Below are 15771 nucleotides of genomic sequence, written 5' to 3'. Positions count from 1 at the left end.
GTTCAATCGCTGTCGATCGGTTCGAGCAGCGTCGCGTTGCCGACGTGCGAATCGCTGTCGAAGCTGTCCACACGGACCCGAACCCGGGTGCCGACGAGCGCGGGAACACCGTCCGAAATATGGATGAAGCTGTCGCCGACGCGGGCGATGAGGGTGTCGCCTTCGATGTCGGTGACGAACAACTGCAGCTCTTCACCGGGTTCGAACGACGGTCGATTCGTCCGGAACCGCCAGCCTTTCAGATACTTCTCGAACAGACTCATACGCGAGTCACCTCCGTCGATTCCCGATCAGAAACGTATTCGAGTCCGAAGCCGGTCAGCGCGGCGACGATGAACACGGCGAACAACAGCCAGCCGTGGAAGACGAAGGGGACGACCTGAGTCGGGTTGACGACCATCGACTGTGTGAACCAGTCGAACTGCCCCGGTAAATTCTGGATTTGAGCATAGCCGACGAGCACGCCACCGGCCCACGGGAAGATGTACCCGAGCGCCGTGGTGTTCGCATCGAGAATGTTGGCTCGGCGGTAGCCGTTGATGTTGAACTTCTCACCGATGCGGGCGATGTACGGCGCGACAGCGATCTCCGCAGCGGTGTTGATCGTGATCATCGCGTTTGCGGTGGCGGTGACGAGCACCATCACCATTTCCGCCCGCCGAACCGAAGTGGCCACGGTGTTGAGCAGCCAATCCTGGATCGCTTCGAATCCGCCGCCCCGGATCATGATCCGCGAACCGGCGACGATCAACAACACGAGAATTGCCAGCGGGAAAAAGCCCGCCGCACCGGAGTAGATGCTGCCAGCGACGCCCGTCTCTGCGGGGGCGACCAGCTCGATGAACGGAAGCCACGAAATCGACTGTGCGAGCCCGAACTGTTCCGAGACCTGGAACACGAGCATGTCGCTCAGGGAGGCGAGTCCCAACAGCAGGTTGAGCACGACCGCGACGATCAGCCCCCACGAGATCGCTTCGATGATGTGTCGCCCTCGGACGGCAGTGCCGATGACGATGAACATCGAAACGAGATGCACCAGCCCGAGCGGGTTGCTGTTTGCGACGAACAGCTGTTTGGCGCTCTGGGAGATCGAAGGGCCGGACATCATCGAACCAGCGATCAGATAGCCGATGAACGCGAGCACTGCGGCGATGATCGCGTATTTGAACCGCGAGGCGACCACGCCCCCGATGTCCGATTCCTGAGTAACCGCGCTAACGATCGTCGTGTCGCTGACCGGCGCGAGGTTGTCGCCGAACGCCGCTCCCGAGAGGATCGCCCCGAACAACAGTATCGGACTGGTCCCCAACACGACACCAGCCGGAAAGACGAGTGTCGTGAACGCGACGGTCGTACCGTAGCCCGTCCCGATACCGGTCGCAAGCAGTCCCGCGAGAATGAACACCACCGCCGGAAACAGCGATGGGCCGACGTTGAGTACGTCAGCGGCCCACACCAGCCCGGAGACGAACCCGCCCGCCTGAATCGTCTCCGCGAACATCCCGGCCCACAGCCACGCGACGATAGCCGTGGCCGCAACGCGCTGGGTCATTCCATCGAATATCGTGTTAGCGTACGATGTCCAGTCGCCTTTTACGAACAACATTCCGACGATCAGGGCGATGAGCATCCCCGCGACCAATCCCGTCGTATCGCTCACCCGGAGCACGCCGCTCTGGACGATCGCCCACACGATGAACAGGGCGATCGGTAGCGTGCTCATCCACTTGCCGCCGTAAAACTCGATCTCCGACTGGTTCCGCGCCGTCGCTGCTTCAGACAACTCCTCTCCGATATCTGTATCAGTCGGTTCCTCACTCATTTGTAAACAACGATTGTGTGAGAATGGAAGCGACGACTTGAATCTTGTGAAATTCGAGTTATTCCACAGATTCATTCGTCGTATAAGGGTGCTCATTGGTGACTGAGTGATCGTACACCCGGAGACGGGCCGATGATCTTGTGGGCGACCTCGAATTCAGGGGTCGGACAGCGCTTCGAAGGGTTTATTCCCGATCTGGGCTTGATATTACGTACTATGGCCGATAAGCCCGCCAGCATGTACCGGGATATCGATAAGCCGTCGTATACGCGACGGGAGTATATCACTGGCATTCCCGGATCGAAGATCGCACAGTACAAGATGGGTGACATTGACGCCGATCCAGATTCGTATCCCATCCAGATCAGTCTGGAAGTCGAGGAGGCAGTTCAGATCCGCCACGGTTCGATGGAGGCATCCCGTCTGTCCGCCAATCGCCACTTGATCAAAGAGCTCGGCGAGGGCAACTACAAGATGATCCTCCGGAAGTTCCCCCACCAGGTGCTTCGGGAGAACAAGCAGGCGACCGGTGCCGGTGCGGATCGTGTTTCCGATGGCATGCGCCAAGCGTTCGGGCAGATCGTCGGCACCGCTGCACGCATCCAGAAGGGCGAGCGCCTGTTCACCCTCTGGTGTGAACCAGATCAGGCCGACGTCGCCAAAGAGGCGCTCCGGCGCGCGTACAACAAGCTGTCACCCCCGTGTCGCGTCGTGGTCGAACGCGGTGAAGAAGAACTCGTCGCGTGAGCGTCGAAACCGGTCGAACGGAGACCGAAGTGCATGAGGCGGACCCTTCGTGATGTCTTACTTCATCTAACTGTATGGAACCATTCGAAGCGATCTAAGAGATATCAATAACAACCGACACGAACATCACGGAGCTGATGGCTGAGTCGAAGCACGGGCGGCGTACATTCGACTGATTTAAAACCAGCCCGATACGCACCCAGACATCAAATCTGGCTGTAGAGTTGCAAATCCAGAGAGTATACTCGTTATTTTTGAGTTATAGCAGTGACAGTCCGGCCACCACGAGAGACATCACTCCTCTCTAACCCCTTCAAGAAACCCGATGATCTCGTCGTTCACATGTTTAGAAGATTCAATAAACGCCAGATGCTTGCCCGCCAGCTCCACAAACCGCCCGTTGGGCAGCCCGTCCGCAAGCTCTCGGCTCGCCTCGACAGGAACCACCGGATCCTCCACTCCGTGCAACACGAGCGCGGGCACCGTGATCTCGTAGGGTGCGTCACAGGAAAAGCCACACCACGCCTCGGCCTGAGCCTGCCACGCCGCCGGGTCGGCGTCCTCTTTTTCTCGCCACGCCTGAATCCGCTCGATAAACTCCGCGTGCTCCAAAAACGCCTCACTGAAACACGGTTCGAGCGACGACCGACCCGTATCACCCATCAGCTCAAGTGCGTCAGTCGACACCCGTCCGCCGTCCAACGCGGTGCCCATGAGCGTGAGGCTCCGGACACGGTCGTATTGGTGGGCGTACGCGAGCGCAACCGTTCCGCCGAACCCCGTGCCGACGAGATGTACCCGACGGACACCGTGAGCCGACAGCACGCGTTCGACATCCCTAGCGAACACGTCAATGTCATCCGTGACGCCGTTCTCGACGACGGATCGTCCGGTGCCCCGTGGGTCGAACACAAGCGTCTCAAATGGACCACAGAGCGCTGGGTGTTGCCAGCCCCACAACCACGCGCCATACCCGACATCGTTCAGAAACACCACCGTTGGGCCGGATCCGTGTGCCTCGTAGTACAACGAACAGTCCTCGATAGACACGACCGGCATACCTGCCGTTAGATCCACCGAGTGACAACGCTTTCGTCGAGATGCTGTTACCGGGCGTCGAGTTTCTGTTGAAGGATCGTCGGGGCGTCCGCCAGCGCTGCATCGAGTGCGTCGACGTCCGGCCCACCGCCTTGTGCGAAGTCCGGCGGTCCGCCGCCGCCACCACCGACGCGATCGGCGAGTTCACGCACCACTTCACCGGCGTTAACATCCACTTTGTCAGGCACGGCAACCACGAACTGAGCGCTCTCTCGGCCGCTGCCCAACACGGCGACCGACTCCTCCTCTGCGATCGCAGTCGCGGTCGCGCGAAGCTCCTCAACGTCGGCGTCGAACCGTTCGACCACTGCGGTGGTCCCGTTGCCGTTGATAGCGATCTCCTCGGCCGTGCCACCGTGGGCGCGAATCTCGGCGAGTTCCTCTTTTAGCGCTTCGATCCGTTTGCCGCGGTCTTTCCACTCCTCGAAGAACCGCTCTGCGGTGTCGGGCACTTCGAGGGGCGAAACGTCCAGCGTCTCTGCGGTCTCAGAGAGCGCGGTTTCGATGCGCTGTGTGGCGTCGATAGCCGCATTCCCGGCCGAAAAGATGATCCGCTCGACACCGTCTTGGACGCGTTCGGTCGAACGGATCTTGATACAGCCGATGTCACCGGTTCGTCCGACGTGCGTTCCTGCACACGCCTGTACGTCATCATCAACGTGGATCAGCCGGATGTTCGTCCCCGGCGGGATACCACCCTGATAGATATCGAAGCCGTACTGTTCTTCGGCCACGTGTCTGTCGGGCCATTCCTGCACGACGGGCGTGTTGTCCCGCACGATCCGGTTTGCGATCCGTTCGATTCCCTGTCGTTGGGCTCTGGAGATCCGCTCGTAGTGGGTGACGTCCAGTCGAGAGCTGTCGACCCCCTTTTGGGCACCGGCTTGGCGGACGTGGTCGCCGAGCACCTGCCGAGCTGCATGACCGATGATGTGTGTCGCGGTGTGATGAGCCATCAGCCGCTTTCGACGCGTTGCATCGATCTGTCCCCGAACGAACTCGCCTTTCCCCGGATCGTCGTCGGTCCAGTGAAGGATGACGCCGTCCCGTTGTTGGACGTCGCGGACGTCGACCGACGTGTCATCCGTGCTGAGCGTCCCTGTGTCGGCGGGCTGTCCACCACCCTCTGGGTAGAACATCGTCTGATCGAGCACCACGACGAACCCCTCTTCACGCTCGATCACGTCGAGAACGATCGCCTCGAACTCCATGCGGTCCTGATCGTCGTAGTACAGCCGTTCTGTCGGGGGCAGCTCGCTGATATGCTCTTTGAGATCGTCGTGACCCGTCGCCTGGGTCGTCGTGTCCGTGTGTGCATCATCCGTCTCAGTCTCGGACGGCTCGGTGTGGCGAGCGGCAACTAGCGAGAAGAAATCGTCCGGAATCTCGACCGACGCGCCGTGTTCTTCGGCGATCTCGGCGACCATATCCGGCTGTATCCCGTGCGAGTCGTACAACTCGATGAGTTCTGTCGTCGAGATGGGTTCGTCCTTGTCCGCATACTCTTCGGCGAGCTGTCTGACCCGGCGACCACCTCGATCGAGGGTTTCGCGGTATTTGTCCAGTTCCGTCCGGACGATATCACGGATGGTGTCACGGTTCGTGTATCCGAGGCGCTCGGCCTGCATATCCACAAGTTCGTCGAGTGGTGCGCTAACTCCCACCGTGTCGGCGAGCCGCTTGGTTCGTCGGAGCACCATGCGAACGAGATAGCCGGACTCGACGTTGCTCGGCACGATGCCGTCGCCAAGCATGTACGCCAGCGTCCGGGAGTGATCCGCGATGGCGTAAATCGTTTCGAGCGGCTCCATCAGTTCTCGAAGCCGTTCGACATCGACGTCAAACTCGTCCGCGATATCTGCACGGGCGCTTTCCATGTCTTCGGCTTCGTCGATGTCGAGGTTGCCGGCCATCGTCGCCGCACGGTGGACGAGTGAGTCCTCCTCGTCAGTCAGATCGATCCCGGCGTTGTCCCGCAAAAACGAGATCATTTCGGGATAGACAGCCTCATACACCGTCGGCGTTCCTTGGCTCACCCACGTCCACCGCTCTAACCCATAGCCGGTGTCGACGATGTACGTGTCCATCTTCGAATACCGGTTGCCGTCTTTCATTTCATACTCGCCGTCGGAATCCTGTTCCATCGACATGAACACCAGCGTCGCCAGCTCGACACCCCGGTAGATGACTTCGATGGCTGGACCGGCGTTCCCCCCACCGACCCACGGATCCTCGATGTAGGTGAGTTCCGTTAGATCTGCGCCCAGCGACTCGAAAAACTCATCACAGTACTGAACCGTCTGGTTTTTCCAGTACACCTCACCGTGGTAGGCATACCCCTCGGCGTCCTCTTGTGTGTTAAAGGTGTCGTGGGACATCATCTCGAACGCCATCGTGTGACGCCCCGTTTTGCCGACGTTTTGGATGTCATCCATCCGAATGGAGGGCTGGCTGATACACAACGGATTCGCAGGCGGGGGGGCCTGCCCACTGGTTACGAGCGGCTGAAAATCGTAGATAGACGCCTGCGTTAACAAGACATCGTCCCGCCAGCGATTGGCTGCGACGGGGTACGGATCGATGCGCTCGTGGTCGTGATCCTCGAAAAATGAAAGAAACTCCTCGCGCATCTCTTCGAGCGTGTACGACGCGTCGAATCCGGGGTTGCCGATGAAGCTGTACTGTTCACACGGCGGTTCACCACACGTTTCACGCGCCTCGTCGCGGGTCCAGAAATGTGCGCCACAGGAGACACACTCCTTTCGTGTAAACCCCTCCTGCTCGAAGTACTCGAGCTGATACTCCTCGTCGAGTTCACTCATCGCGTTCCATTTGGCCGACCACTGGGTAAAACCCTTCCGAACGCCCGTCTTAGACGCTTGTTTATATTTTATTTATCCACTGATTGACGAAATATACACAAATTTTATATTTAGTCGTTGGCGTCTCGATCACATTCCACAGGTGGGATGAGAGCCTTGATCGTCACTCGTCCAACGCGAGTCCCGCCAACAACGCTTCTAGTTGCACGCGTTCGTTGGCTCCGAGCGTGAGGCGGTAGTCGGTTTCTCCGATCCGATCCATCAGCTGAACCGCCTCACGCTCTCCGAGGCCGTACTCCCACACCGATCGGTGGAGTTGGTCGATGATGTCATCGCCCGCGATACCTTCCTCAGTGAGCAACGTCTCAAGGATCGATCGTGCCGCCATGAAATCGCCCGCAAGCGCGAGCTGCACCATCTCCTCTATCTCTTCGGGGCGAGCAGTGCTGGCGATGTCGTAGACAGTTTCTTCGTCGACCGTCTCACCCACTACACCCGCCGCCTGTAAATCGTTGATGGCTTTGCGCATGTCCCCCCCAGCAGCGTACACCAGCGCATCGATTCCCGCTTTAGTGATCTCGATCCCTTCGGCGTCGGCGATCTGGCGGATCTGTCCGGCGATCGCGTCGTCTGCCAACGGTGAAAACCGAAACACCGTACACCGGGACTGTATCGGATCGATTATCTTGCTCGAATAGTTACACGAGAGAATGAACCGCGTGTTGTGTGAAAACTGCTCCATCGTCCGCCGAAGTGCGCTCTGAGCATCAGACGTCAGTGCGTCCGCCTCATCGAGAAATATGACTCTATAGTCATACCCGCCGAAGCTCGATCGGGCGAAGCTCTTGATCCGATCGCGCACCACGTCGATCCCTCGCTCGTCGGAGGCGTTCAGTTCCAAGAAGTTCTCTCGCCAGTGCTCGCCGTAGATCTCTTTTGCGATCGCCACCGCGCATGTGGTTTTCCCAACACCTGCCGGGCCGGCAAACAGTAAGTGGGGGAGATCGTTCTGTTCGATGTAATTTTCGAGTCGTTGGACGATGGTTTCGTGCCCGGCAACTTCGGACAGCGATCCGGGGCGGTACTTCTCGATCCAAACCTCCCGTCCCTGTGGCGGCGCGTCGCTCATACTCGCATCTCACAGCGTCCGGACTTAACTGGCTTGCAGTCCGGTCGCCCGAGTCAATAGATCGATTCTCGCGGCGTCAGGATTCGTCTGTGTGCGTGCGAATGTGGCCGACGTGAGCGGCGTATTTCGTCTCGTTGGCGGCTTCAATCAGTCGCTCGTCGGCAGTCCCACTTTTTTCCGCTCGGGTGAGACGGTCGCTCACTTCGTTCGTGCTGCGACTCGCTGTCACCGGGCTGCGCCCGGTTGCTTGAGGAACTTCGTTCCTCTCTGCGCTCGCAGGAACGCAACAAAGATGGGCAAAAAAAGCCGCTCGCTGCCGCTCGCGGTGACGACACCTGCGTCTCCCGCCTCCGCTCTGCGACTGCTTGCCTAGCGTGACGCTCGCCCTTCCACTATCTCGGAGTGATTCCCCGAGAAAGCAGGCGTAGGAAATAACAGCGTCCGATCTCAATGCTCGTTGCAATCCATCGAGCAACCGCTGCGGATTAATTGTTAGTGTGACATAACATTTCCATTCCATCAGTACCTTTATGTGTGATGGGGCAGGGAACGATAGATGAGAACGCTTGCGTGCGCCGCGGGGCGTGTGCGTTCATGTTGAACGCGCCGGGTGATTGGGCCACCCGACGCTTGGGTTCTCAGATTGCCCGAAAACCCATGATTGGGAACGAAGCAGAGACATGTAACGGTGTCGAATCGTATCAGAAACGTGACCAGCCACCTTTTTTCCGTTCGGGTGCGCGGAGCGCACCCTCACGCAAAAAACGTGGGCGAAAAAAGGCCGCTCGCTGCGCTCGCGGGAACTGCGTTCGTGGGGGGAAGATGACGCTACCGGTGTTTCAGTTCTGGAATCGGCTGGGTGAGTCAGTGAATCTCTCGACGGTTGAGGATCGATCGACGATCTCGAAAGCGGAGCTGTACTACGTCGTGGATGTGGGGCAAGGCGTCTGGTGCAGACCGTGTCGGAGTACGGGCTGTGCCCACGCCACGCAGATCGAGGAGATTCTAGCAACGGCCGGGCTTGGCCGGTCACAGGTGGCGTACGACGATTTGCCCGGCATTGCGAATATCACGCGCTACGAGGCGGCAGAGGAGCTGGTCGTCGCTGGCTGGTTCGAGAACGGCGGCCGAGTGCGGTATCATGAACAGCGCGACGGGACCGTCGTCCAGTCGGTGTACACGCCGGAAGACGATCAGGACCCGACTGCGATAACTGAACAGCCCGAGGCGACGAGTGCCCCAGCCGCGTTAGTCGCACTGTTGGCGGAGTACTGCCACTATCGCCAGCGCGGTGATCTCGATGGATTGCGGGCCTGTTACCCTGACGTGGCTCGTGTCGTGGATGCGCCGCCTGTCGTCCACGCCGACGACTGAGAACACGGAGGCGGCGGCGGCGGTCGCGGGGCGGAAGCAGGGCGGAAGCGGTCGCGGGGCGGTGGCGGGAGATGCAAGTGTCGTCACCGCGAGCGGCAGCGAGCGGCTTTTTTTGCCCATCTTTGTTGCGTTCCTGCGAGCGCAGAGAGGAACGAAGTTCCTCAAGCAACCGGGCGCAGCCCGGTGACAGCGAGTGAGAGCCAGCGAGAGCTGTGCTCTCGCGCTGTGAGGGTGGCCGGAGGCCACCCGAACGGAAAAAAGGTGGTGGTGCGATAGCCTTTAGCGCGCGCGGCCGGTTGCACTCAATAATGAGCCAAGCGACGCGAACGCGCGATCTCGCCGCGGTTATGGGGTTGGAGGTGCACGTCCAACTCGAAACCGAGACGAAGATCTTCTGTGGCTGTTCGACCGACAGCGCCGACGCCGATCCGAACACACACACTTGTCCAGTCTGTCTTGGCCTTCCGGGAGCATTACCAGTAGTGAACGAGCAGGCAGTCGAGATGGCTGTCAAGATCGGAAAGGCACTCGACGCCAACATCCCCGAAGAGACGCGATTTCACCGGAAGAACTACTACTATCCTGATCTGCCCAAGAACTTCCAGATCACCCAGTACGACAATCCGATCTGTCAGGACGGCAGTCTTGAACTCTCCGTTTCGGGAAGTCGCCGCGTGATCGGGATCGAACGCGCTCACCTTGAGGAAGATCCCGGAAGCCTAAAACACGAAGGAGGGAGCATCGAACGCGCGGAGTACACGAAAGTCGACTACAACCGCGCTGGGATGCCCCTGATGGAAATCGTCACACGACCGGATTTCCGCAGTCCAGAGGAAGTACGGGCGTTCCTCGCAAAGCTGGAAGAAGTGCTCGAATATCTCGGCGTGTTCGACGCCGAACGTGACGGGTCGTTGCGCGTCGACGCCAACATCTCATTGGTAGCGACCAGCGAGATAGATGACGGCACCATCGACGAGGAAACGCTCACCGCGGCGAACCGGACCGAAGTGAAGAACATTTCCAGTCACAAAGGAGCTGAAAAGGCGTTGGCCTACGAGATTACCCGCCAACGCAATGCGATCAAACGCGGGCGAGCGGTCGAACAGGAAACCCGCCATTGGGACGAGGATCGGGGGGTAACGGTGTCGATGCGGTCGAAAGAAGCCCAAAAGGACTATCGGTACTTCCGAGAAGCCGACATCCCGCCGCTCCGAGTCGCGTCGTGGAAAAACGAAATCGAAATTCCTGAACTTCCAGACGCGCGCAGAGAGCGGTTCAGGACGGAATACGGCGTGGGAGAAGAGACCGCCTCAAAGCTCACGTCCACGAAACGAATCGCCGATTTCTATGAGGCGCTAGCCGATACGTTCGATCCCGAATTCGTGGCCACGTGGGTTGCTGATCTACTTCTCGGAGAGTTGAACTATCGCGACATGACGCTTTCGTCGGTGGACCGCGAAGCGTTCGTCCAACTGTTAGAACTCGTTTGGACCGACGAGATCACGGAGAAAAACGCCGAAGAGGTCGTGTTGCGGACGATGCTAGACGAAAATCTCACCCCAGACGAGATCGTCGAACGCGAAGGACTCGGAAAAACCGACGACGACGCGGTGGCCAGCGCTGTCGAAAGCGCCATCGAGAACAACCCCGAGGCGGTCGCGGACTACCACGCCGGCGAAGACGGCGCACTCAACTACCTCGTCGGTCAGGTGATGGCCGCTACCGGTGGCAGTGCGGATCCCCAAACCGTAAACGAACTATTAAGAGAAGAGCTCGTTTAATAATGTTCTGACGTGGGCGGAAATACTTACCGCAACTATTTGTATTTCCAGCGGTTATTGGGGTGCAATGTCAGGGCTGTTGCCGACTGGCACGAACGCTAGTTCGGAGCAGAACGGTGATCCTCGGACGTTGTGGCTGGACAGTGATGATACAGGGGACTTGTTGTCTTCGCTTTCTTCGGACACCGCACGCGCGATCCTCACGGCACTGCACGAGGAGCCACAAACCGCCTCGGAAGTGGCGACTCGCGTCGATACGTCGGTACAGAACGCTCGTCACCATCTCGCGAAGCTAAAACAGGTAGGGGCGATCCGAGTTGCCGATACGCGCTACTCGGAGAAAGGCCGAGAGATGAGCGTCTATGCACCGAGCGAAGAGCCACTCGTGGTGTTCGTCGGGCGGGAAGAGCGAAAACACAGTTTTCTCGACTCGCTTCGGGGACTGGTGTCGATCGTCGGACTGCTTGGAATCGTGAGCCTCCTCGTTCAGTGGTTCGTTACACCGACAATCGATAGGACGAGAACCGGACAGCTTCCAGAACAGCTTCCACGGGCCGGAGACGCGCTGGGAAGCAGTGGCGGGGTGGGACTCTCACCGCTCGGCGTGCCACCCGGTGTGATATTTTTCGCCGGAGGGGTGCTCGTGCTCCTGTTCGTGGTGGTGTTACAACGCAGGGAAGCCATTCGTGACCTGATCGCAAGATGAGATGAACACCCTCGAAGCCAGACGCCGACAGGATGCGGTTCGTACATCGAGCCGGTCGTCGCACACCGAACGCTCCACACTCGAAACCGGACGTGATCGAAGCGGGGGACAGAGGACGCGTCGACGACGATGAGTCAGCGCGAGATGGCCGTCGTCGGCGTAATCGTCCTGCTTCTCTGGACGTCGTTCGTGTTTCCGCTCTCCTATTCCTCGCTCGCAGTCGATAGAACGACGGAGTCGTCGACCGACGTGATCGATAATTTAAAGCATCAGATCAACCGTCAATCCTATCAGCCACCGCCGACAGTCGACGAGGAGGTCGAGGTCGCGATACCGATCGACACCGGAGCCACGCCGAACGTGCACAGCGAGAACTACTCCGGGTCGTTCGTGGTCGACCGCCGGTCCACCAAAAACGGGCAGCAGTACGTTCACGGATCGATGGCGATGTCTGACGTACGGCCGTTTCTGAACGCCACTCGCGCAAACCGAATCCGGATCACAAACACGAACACGTCCGGAGACGGGCGTATCGCATCAGGTGTCAGTGAGATTTCCGCAGATCGCCTCCACGAGCGTGGACTCACTGGGGAGAACGTTACAGTCGGTATCATCGACAGTGATTTCCGTCCTAGTCATCCAGCCATCGCGTCGCAGGTCGGTGGCTACGCCACGATCGATCCTGACGGGGACGGAAAACACGGGACTGCGGTGGCAAGCGTCGTCGTTGACACCGCGCCAAACGCGACGCTGCAACTCGCCGCAGTCGGCACGACGACGACGTCCGAAGAGTACGCCGACGCTGTGGAGTGGCTCCAACGCTCGGGAGCCGACATCATCATCGATGCGGGCAGTTACTACGCCCACCCTGAAAACGAAACCAGCGAACTCACCCGAATCGCTGAGGGGGCTGCCTCTGACACGGTGTTCGTTACCTCTGTCGGGAATCACGCGGGACGGTACTGGTCAGGCAACCGATCCTCGGACACGTGGGTGTCGTTCCAAGGAGACTCACAGATGAATCCGTTGAACGATGGTAAACCGCTCAGTGGAACGGTACAGCTCACCCTCCGGTGGGACGGTTGGCCAAGGACCACGGAGGATTACGATCTGTATCTCTTCCGGGCACAGCCCGGTACGGATGCAGTCGTCGCACAGGCCACCGGTCACGACGGACGGCCGTTCGAACACCTCGAAACGACCGTTCCCGAGGGGCGGTACTACGTTTCGATCCGGTCGAAGTCCGACACCGTCACGACCAATCAGCTCGAACTGTTCGCCAACCACGAGTTACGGTACCGATCGCACGGCGGCCAGGCTGCACCGGCTACCGCGAGTGGAGTGATCGCCGTCGGAGCGATCGATGATGAATCCGTGAAATCATTTAGCGCGCGAGGGGCTAACGTGGTTGCACCCGACTTAGTGGCAATCGACGGCATCACCGTCGAAGACGGAACCTCCTTTTCGACGCCGTACGTGGCTGGAGCTTCCGCACTCGTTCTCGCATCGAACCCCGGAGCAACTCCCACGGACGTACGAACGGCACTGTTTCTCACTGCTGAAGACGTAGAGGCGAACGGAATCGACGACCAGTCCGGCTATGGGATGATAAACGCTACCCGGGCCGTCGACTATCGGAACAGTGATAGCCGATCTCAACGGACCGATCCACCGAACTCGACGCGGTGACGAGCCGAAGTCGACCCTACGCCTTCGTGCGTTTTCTTGTGAGGTTGTCGAAAGAGTTAGGGCGGCGGTCGGCCTAGCAGGGTCACAACAAGAGGAGAGCGCAGTGGAGCTGATCATTACTGAGAAAGACAACGCTGCCCAGCGCATCGCGGAGATTCTGAGCGACGGCAGCGCAACGACGGAGCGCCACAACGGGGTAAACGTGTATTCCTGGGGCGGTCGCCGTTGTATCGGGCTGTCGGGCCACGTGGTCGGCCTGGACTTTCCCACGGAGTATTCCGATTGGCGAGACGTACGGCCGTCAGAGCTCGTCGATGCGGAGGTAGTGAAAACCGAAACGCGAGAGAACATCGTCGCCGCGCTCCGGTCGCTGGCGCGGAACGCAGAAACCGCTATCATCGCCACTGATTACGATCGGGAAGGGGAACTCATCGGCAAGGAGGCGTACGAACTCGTACGCGAGGAGATCAGTGGACCGATCCAGCGTGTGCGGTTCTCCTCGATCACCGACGAGGAGGTTCGATCGGCGTTCGAATCCCCCGAAGAGATCGATTTCGATCTCGCAGCGGCTGGCGAGGCCAGACAGATCATCGATCTGTTGTGGGGGGCATCGCTCACGCGCTTTCTCTCGCTGTCGGCCAAACAGCTCGGCAACGATTTCATCAGCGTCGGCCGGGTCCAATCACCCACACTCAAACTCATCGTCGACCGCGAGCGGGAGATCGAGGCGTTTGATCCGGACGAATACTGGGAGCTGTTCGCCGATCTCTCGGGCGACGAATCGTTCGAAGCCCAATACTTCTATCGCGAGGATGGCACCGAACAGGAACGGATTTGGGACGAGGCGACGGCGACGACGATCGACGAGCAGCTGACCGCGGCGACCGAGGCGCGCGTCGATTCCGTTCAACGGCGCACCCGCACGGACGAGCCACCCACCCCGTTCAACACCACACAGTACATCCGTGCGGCGGGTTCGATCGGGTTCTCTGCCCAGCGCGCGATGAGCATCGCAGAAGAGCTGTATACGGCAGGCTACATCACCTACCCGCGAACCGACAACACGGTGTATCCCGAGGATCTCGACCAACGGGCGTTGCTCGATACGTTCGCCGACCATCCCAGCTTCGGTGAGGACGCTCGAACGCTGCTCGAACTGGAAGATCTCGAACCCACCCGAGGAGACACCGAAACCACCGATCACCCGCCCATCCATCCCACCGGTGAGTTTCCCGATGATCTCGGTGAAGACGAATGGCGAGTGTACGAGCTGGTGGTCCGGCGGTTCTTTGCGACGGTCGCCAAACCCGCGACATGGCGGCATCTCAAAGTCGTCACCATCGCAAACGACTGTCGGCTCAAAGCCAACGGGAAACGGCTCGTTGATCCCGGCTACCACGACGTCTATCCCTACCACTCGACTACCGAGAACTACGTTCCGCCACTCGAAGAAGGGGACGTCCTCGATATCACTGACGTTCGACGCGAGGAAAAGCAGACCCAACCGCCCAGACGACGAGGCCAGTCGCGGCTCATCGAAACGATGGAAAGTATCGGGATTGGTACAAAAAGTACCAGACATAATACCCTGCAAAAATTATACGATAGAGGATACATCGAAAACGATCCGCCTCAGCCGACGGCGTTGGCGCGGGGCGTCGTGGAAGCCGCCGAAGACTTTGCTGACCTAATCGTGAGTGAGGAGATGACCGCCCAGTTGGAGCAGGATATGACGGCGATCGCGGAGGGCGAGGCGACGTTGGAGGCGGTGACCGACGAGTCACGTGAGATGTTACAACAGGTGTTCGAGGAGCTACAGGGATCCCACGAGGAGATCGGTAGGCATCTCCGCGAGGCGTTAAAAGCCGACAAGGCGTTGGGACCGTGTCCGGTGTGTGGAGAGACGTTGTTGGTACGGCGCTCCCGGTACGGGTCGTATTTCATCGGATGTGACGGTTATCCCGACTGTGAGTACACGCTACCGCTGCCGAACAAGGGTGAGCCGCTGGTGATTGACGAGACGTGTGATGAACACGAGCTACACCATGTGAAAATGTTGGCTGGACGAGACACGTTCGTCCACGGCTGTCCCCAGTGTGCCGCAGACGCGGCCGATGCGACCGAGGACCGGATCATCGGGGAATGCCCGGCGTGTGGGAAAGAGTACGGCGGTGAGCTGGCGATCAAACAGCTCCGCACCGGCTCGCGGCTCGTGGGCTGTACCCGGTATCCCGACTGTGAGTACTCGCTGCCGCTGCCTCGTCACGGTGAGATCGTCGTCACTGACACGGTGTGTGAGGACCACGATCTTCCCCATCTCGAAGTCCACGGCGAGGACGACGACGATGAAGAGCCGTGGGAACTGGGCTGTCCGATCTGCAATTACGAGGAGTACCAGGAGCAGCACGCAGTCTCGACCCTCCGAGACATCGATGGCATCGGCGAGAAAACCGCCGAAAAGCTCGAATCGGCCGGCATCACGTCGATCGAAGAGCTTCAAGACGCAGCTGCCGAGGAGGTGGCGAGCGAGGTGTCTGGCGTGAGCGCCGACCGAATCAGGGAATGGCAAGCACAAGCGGCCGCGTAAACCACCTTCTTCTTAT

The 15771-nt window shown here is 59.5% G+C and carries 13 protein-coding genes; 7 read left to right on the top strand and 6 right to left on the bottom strand.

What is annotated here, in order from left to right; all coding sequences use genetic code 11:
* Nucleotides 1-2 precede the first annotated feature (2 nt).
* Nucleotides 3-263, bottom strand: coding sequence for a DUF7513 family protein (locus MW046_RS08315; RefSeq protein ID WP_247992653.1), 261 nt, complete (start codon nucleotides 261-263; stop codon nucleotides 3-5).
* A complete protein-coding gene (locus MW046_RS08310; RefSeq protein ID WP_247992652.1) occupies nucleotides 260-1822 on the bottom strand; it encodes a Na+/H+ antiporter NhaC family protein in 1563 nt (520 codons plus the stop codon). The genes MW046_RS08315 and MW046_RS08310 overlap by 4 nt, the downstream gene beginning before the upstream one ends.
* 216 nt (nucleotides 1823-2038) lie before the next feature.
* On the opposite strand from MW046_RS08310, the gene MW046_RS08305 reads away from it, so the two are divergent.
* On the top strand, nucleotides 2039-2569 hold the full coding sequence (locus tag MW046_RS08305; RefSeq protein ID WP_247992651.1) for a 50S ribosomal protein L16: 531 nt from the start codon (nucleotides 2039-2041) through the stop codon (nucleotides 2567-2569).
* Nucleotides 2570-2863: 294 nt separating this feature from the next.
* Here the strand turns inward: MW046_RS08305 and MW046_RS08300 are convergent, their stop codons facing one another.
* From MW046_RS08300 to MW046_RS08285, 4 genes are all read right to left on the bottom strand, one after another.
* Nucleotides 2864-3628 carry an alpha/beta fold hydrolase gene (locus MW046_RS08300; RefSeq protein WP_247992650.1) on the bottom strand — a complete coding sequence of 255 codons (765 nt, stop codon included), beginning with the start codon at nucleotides 3626-3628 and terminating at the stop codon, nucleotides 2864-2866.
* Nucleotides 3629-3675: 47 nt separating this feature from the next.
* Nucleotides 3676-6489, bottom strand: coding sequence for an alanine--tRNA ligase (gene alaS / locus MW046_RS08295; protein WP_247992649.1), 2814 nt, complete (start codon nucleotides 6487-6489; stop codon nucleotides 3676-3678).
* Nucleotides 6490-6652: 163 nt separating this feature from the next.
* The gene (locus tag MW046_RS08290) at nucleotides 6653-7618 is read right to left on the bottom strand and encodes a replication factor C small subunit (protein ID WP_247992648.1); all 966 of its coding nucleotides are present in this window, start codon (nucleotides 7616-7618) and stop codon (nucleotides 6653-6655) included.
* 76 nt (nucleotides 7619-7694) lie between these two features.
* Nucleotides 7695-7847, bottom strand: a complete 153-nt coding sequence (locus MW046_RS08285) for a hypothetical protein (protein WP_247992647.1) — start codon at nucleotides 7845-7847, stop codon at nucleotides 7695-7697.
* A gap of 593 nt (nucleotides 7848-8440) precedes the next feature.
* Here MW046_RS08285 and MW046_RS08280 point away from each other — a divergent pair.
* The 6 genes from MW046_RS08280 to MW046_RS08260 all read left to right on the top strand — a co-directional run bounded on the left by MW046_RS08280 (nucleotide 8441) and on the right by MW046_RS08260 (nucleotide 15755).
* Nucleotides 8441-8992: a hypothetical protein gene (locus MW046_RS08280; RefSeq protein WP_247992646.1), complete on the top strand. Its 552-nt coding sequence runs from the start codon at nucleotides 8441-8443 to the stop codon at nucleotides 8990-8992.
* 61 nt (nucleotides 8993-9053) lie between these two features.
* Nucleotides 9054-9179, top strand: coding sequence for a hypothetical protein (locus tag MW046_RS19420; RefSeq protein WP_282190201.1), 126 nt, complete (start codon nucleotides 9054-9056; stop codon nucleotides 9177-9179).
* A gap of 121 nt (nucleotides 9180-9300) precedes the next feature.
* Nucleotides 9301-10773, top strand: a complete 1473-nt coding sequence (gatB, locus tag MW046_RS08275; protein WP_247992645.1) for an Asp-tRNA(Asn)/Glu-tRNA(Gln) amidotransferase subunit GatB — start codon at nucleotides 9301-9303, stop codon at nucleotides 10771-10773.
* A 67-nt stretch (nucleotides 10774-10840) separates the two neighbouring features.
* Nucleotides 10841-11479 (top strand): ArsR/SmtB family transcription factor, encoded by a 639-nt coding sequence (locus tag MW046_RS08270; RefSeq protein WP_247992644.1) that lies wholly within the window; start codon nucleotides 10841-10843, stop codon nucleotides 11477-11479.
* 129 nt (nucleotides 11480-11608) lie between these two features.
* On the top strand, nucleotides 11609-13168 hold the full coding sequence (locus MW046_RS08265; RefSeq protein WP_247992643.1) for a S8 family serine peptidase: 1560 nt from the start codon (nucleotides 11609-11611) through the stop codon (nucleotides 13166-13168).
* Nucleotides 13169-13271: 103 nt separating this feature from the next.
* Complete coding sequence (locus MW046_RS08260) at nucleotides 13272-15755, top strand: DNA topoisomerase I (protein WP_247992642.1); 2484 nt, start codon at nucleotides 13272-13274, stop codon at nucleotides 15753-15755.
* The last annotated feature ends 16 nt before the right edge of the window (nucleotides 15756-15771 follow it).

Origin of the sequence: Halocatena salina (assembly GCF_023115355.1) — an archaeon.
GTDB lineage: Archaea > Halobacteriota > Halobacteria > Halobacteriales > Haloarculaceae > Halocatena > Halocatena salina.
Note: the sequence above shows the minus strand (reverse complement) of the source record. Positions and strands in the feature narration are given on the sequence as shown.